General features: G+C 56.6%; 3 protein-coding genes. All 3 read right to left on the minus strand.

Features of this window, described 5'->3' with window-relative positions:
* Positions 1 to 402: 402 nt before the first annotated feature.
* A complete protein-coding gene (locus B3520_RS03560) occupies positions 403 to 2,361 on the minus strand; it encodes a carbohydrate-binding protein (protein WP_286804626.1) in 1,959 nt (652 codons plus the stop codon).
* A gap of 257 nt (positions 2,362 to 2,618) precedes the next feature.
* Positions 2,619 to 2,771: a GGDEF domain-containing protein gene (locus B3520_RS03565; RefSeq protein ID WP_286804627.1), complete on the minus strand. Its 153-nt coding sequence runs from the start codon at positions 2,769 to 2,771 to the stop codon at positions 2,619 to 2,621.
* Between the two features lie 11 nt (positions 2,772 to 2,782).
* Entirely contained in the window at positions 2,783 to 3,655 is an 873-nt protein-coding gene (locus tag B3520_RS03570) for a GGDEF domain-containing protein (RefSeq protein WP_286875427.1), read from the minus strand.
* Between the last annotated feature and the right edge of the window lie 63 nt (positions 3,656 to 3,718).

Raw genomic sequence — 3,718 nt, forward strand, 5'->3', positions numbered from 1 at the left:
TCTGGCTTTACTGGAACCATCGGCCCCGGCATCCAGCGCCAGGTTCGGCCCCAGATCAGCTTGAGCGATACAGGCAAAAAATAATGAGGAATAAACGACCTTGGAGGCGTATCGGCTGATACGCCCGGATTGGTTGATGATTGTCATGTGCGTAACCTTGTTTGACGTTATGGTTTTTTGGTTTGCGTCCGTTCAGCACCGCTCCTGTCTCTCACCGGGGATTCAATCACATTCTCAGCCAGCCAAAATGTGAACCAGGTCACACTTATTTAGCCGCAACGAAACCGGTTAGATAAGTTTGAAATAGCGAGAGAGTCGCGATATCAGAGTTTTGAATGAAATACCCGCGGAGCGAACTCCGCGGGTGTCAGCCTAAACCGGGTTGGGGTCAGTCAGATGGGATCAGGGTGCAACGCAATTACTGATCACACCGGCTCCGGCGTTGGCCAGCACATGCCCTTTGGCATCCGACGCTGGAAGCGCAGAGTAGCTGTAGGGCGGTGTGTAGCTGACTGTTGACTGGACATTGGGGCCGGCAATGATGTCGTCCCCTGATCCTTCTTCCCAGGTGATATTTGAGAAAATGTTGTCCTGGACATCCCAGTAGCCGATTTCATCACTGTAGAAAGAGACAATCGGGTTCTGGGAGTTCTCGAACACATTGCCTTCAATCCGGATAGTGGCACCCATCCGCGAATTGATGCCGGTGCTGAGTATGCCGTCGTAGTAGTTGTTGATGACATGACCCTCACCAAAACGGAACAGCGGCAAGCGGGAGTTGGCGTTTTCCCAGTGGTTGCCCCAGAAGGTCACCCGGCGGTGGGAGTCATCGCCATCACTGCTGCCCCACAGAGAGGTCTTCCAGCTATCGCGCAGGATGTTGTAGCTGACCGTGATGTTATCAATATCGTTCTTACCACTGACCAATTCGTCGTAGTAGTCCTTGCCCACATCCAGCGAGTTGTAGAAGGTGTTGTGGTCAATCCAGATGTTGCTGGACGGGCCATCAATGGTGATGTGGTCCTTGTCGCCAATACGGACATAGCGCATGGTGACGTTGCGGACAATCACATTGTTGGCGCGCCAGATCTTGATGCCGATACCATCAAACAGGGCATTGTTGCCCACACCGATGATGGACACGTCGTTCATGTCCTTGATATCGAACTTGCTCACGCTGGAATTTCCGGGCGTGATGGTGCCATCGACATAGATGGTCAGCGGATTGCTGCCTTTGTTATCCAGGGCCGCTTCCAGTTCGGTGCCCGAGGAAACGGTCACCACATCACCGCCGGCACCGCCCGTGGTGCCGCCACCGAGGGAGGCAAAGCCACGCACCGTGTTGGCCTCCTGACAGGAGAGCGGGGAACCCGGATCGCTGGGTACCGAGCTGGACGAAGAACTGGACGACGAGCTCGAGGATGAGCTGCTGGAGCTGGAGGAACCATCCCCGCCGCTGACTTCAATGTAATCGAAGTTCGGCCCACCCGAGGATACCGTGGCATCGGCGCGGATCACATTGCTGCCCGCCGCCAGGTTGACCGTCACGGTCTGGATGTCCCAACTGGACCAGCCACCGGTGCCCTCGAAGTCAACGCTGGAATGCGCCACCTGGCCATTCACGCTGACCGTCATCGGACGGTTGGCGGTAGTGCCGTTGGCGTACCGGAACGTCAGCGTCGCGTTGCCGGAATCCGCCTGATTGACCACCCATTCAATGTAGCTGTTACTGTCGTTGAGAAGGTCAACGAAGCCGCTGCCACTGTAGCCGGAGTGATTGGTGGCCACCACGCCGTCAAAATCGACCGCGTTTTCCGACTCGTAGCGAACGGTTTCGCCGCCAGAATCCGAGGAGCTGGACGACGAACTTCTGGAGCTGCTGGATGAGCTACCGCCGCCGTCGGAATCGTTGTAGATCTCGAATTCGGCAATCTGCGGTGCACTGTTGGCGCTTTCAATAACCAGGTTAACCTTGTACATCTGTCGGTCACCAAATCCGCTGATCACCCGCTCGCTGCCCAAAGTAGAGCCTGACGCTAGCACTTCGTTGGTATCGTGATCTTCAAGACGCCACCCGGTGGTGGCGCCATTGAGTTCACGGATGATTACGGTATTGAACGTGGCATCAAAATTTTTCACGCCGATCCGCTCATCACTGGTGCCACTGGGCCGCCAGTAACTGTTCAGATCGCCGTCATTGACGTTGCCGTAGCTGCTGCCACCGCCTTTGCTCGAACCATCCGCTCCGCCGCTGAGGGCAAGATTGCTGCCGAGATCGGCGTGGGCGATGGTTGCCAGGGAGCTGCACAGAGCCACTGCGAGGCACCGGCGTAAGAACCGGTTGGGGTTGATAGTTTCCATGATGCTTGAACCTTTTGATTAACGTTATGGTTGTCGGTTTAGGCTGTACGCATCCTTTCAGCACCGCTCCTCTCTCACGGGGCGATTCAAGCACATCGGGAAATTTCAAAAACGAGACGTCGTTCGCAGTTCGGGCCAGTCAAGTCCTGGCCCGAAACGACTTTCGTCAGAATCTTTTTCGGTTAGACAGATTTGAAATGCTGAAGATTTTTTATATTAAAAATGTTTAGATCGATCAACAACCTACGCTGGGTTGATTAAGTAAAAGCCCGGAAGGTCATCCCGTTTCGACCCGCAGCTTTGGTTTCATAGAGCGCCTGATCGGCGGCATTGACCAGCTTGGTGGCCAACACGCCGGGGCCGGCATTGGCGGCGGTCACCCCGATACTCAGAGTCAGGGGTATCTCCACGCCCTCTGCCGTCACCGGTCGACACTGACCCGCTCGACCAACCGCCGCGCCAGAAACTGTCCCATTTCTGCCGGGCACTGAGCGGCAAACACCAGGAACTCATCGCCCCCGTAGCGCGCCACCACATCCTGCGGCCGAACAGCACCCCGGAGCCGCTGCGCCACTTCTCGCAAGACTTCGTCACCGGCGACGTGTCCATAACGATCATTGACCTGTTTGTAATAATCCACGTCGACCAGCATCACACAAACATCTGAGCCCGACCGCTGCGCCACCGCCAACTCCCGTTGCATCAATACGTCCATCCCCTGGCGATTCCAGGCCTTGGTCAGTGGGTCGATCAGGGCGTTCCGCCGGGCTTCATCCAGCTCTTCAAGTAACTGGGTCTGTTCCGCACTGAGCGCCTCCACCCTTAGCTCGTTCTCCACCCACGCCGCCAGACTGCGCAAGGTATCTTTCTGCTCCTCCGTTAAGGTTCCCGGCACATAATCCACCAAACACAGAGTGCCGACCAGTTGGCCCTGATATTGAATGGGCTGGCCCGCGTAAAAACGGACATGGGGGTCGTCGGTAACCGCCGGGTGGTCATGGAAGTCCGGGTGCACTCGCGCGTCTTCGACCAGCAGCAGTTCATCATGGTTGATGGCGTGGGCGCAGAAAGCGACATCTCTCGGAGTTTCCGGCACCCCGAGTCCCTGCGCGGATTTGAACCACTGTTTGTCCCGGGAGATCAGGGTGACCAGCGAAATCGGTACGTCAAACAGTCTGCACGCCAGTCGGGTGATCCGGTCAAAGCGTTCCTCGGCGGGGGAGTGGACCATCGCCAGGGCGTCAACGGCGGCTGTGCGTTCAGCCTCATTGGCGGGGATGGCGGGTTTTTTCATGGAGAGACTGCCTTTGGGTTTTTGTCGGGTTACGCCTTTGGCTAACCCGACCTCTCATAACTC

It is taken from the genome of Marinimicrobium sp. UBA4509, from assembly GCF_002388575.1.
Taxonomy (GTDB): domain Bacteria; phylum Pseudomonadota; class Gammaproteobacteria; order Pseudomonadales; family Cellvibrionaceae; genus Marinimicrobium; species Marinimicrobium koreense.